Genomic DNA, 316 nt, shown 5'->3' with positions numbered 1-316 from the left:
GGAATAAGCGGCATGGCTTCCAATATTTCGTTGACGGGCCTCGCCCGTGACCTCCAGGAAAGCGCCAAGTCCGGCAAGCCCATCCGCATCGGCCTGATCGGCTCCGGCGAAATGGGAACCGACATCGTCACCCGCGTCGCGCATATGTCCGGCATCGAGATCGGCGCCATTTCAGAACTGAACCTCCCCGCCGCCAGCAAGGCGGTGGACATCGCCTTCCAGGAAACCGGCCATGCCCGCGAAGTGTCGAACGCTTCGGCGATGACCGCTGCCATGGAGGCCGGCAAGGTAGCGGTGACAAACGACGCCAGCCTGG

Annotated in this window: 1 pseudogene; it reads left to right on the top strand. The window is 63.6% G+C overall.

Features of this window, described 5'->3' with window-relative positions:
* Positions 1-12: 12 nt before the first annotated feature.
* A pseudogene (locus EN818_RS31580) lies at positions 13-316 on the top strand (homoserine dehydrogenase); the annotation flags it as partial.

This window comes from Mesorhizobium sp. M3A.F.Ca.ET.175.01.1.1, assembly GCF_004791945.1.
GTDB lineage: Bacteria > Pseudomonadota > Alphaproteobacteria > Rhizobiales > Rhizobiaceae > Mesorhizobium.
The sequence above is the reverse complement of the archived record's forward strand: the minus strand, read 5'-3'. Positions and strand labels throughout refer to the sequence as shown.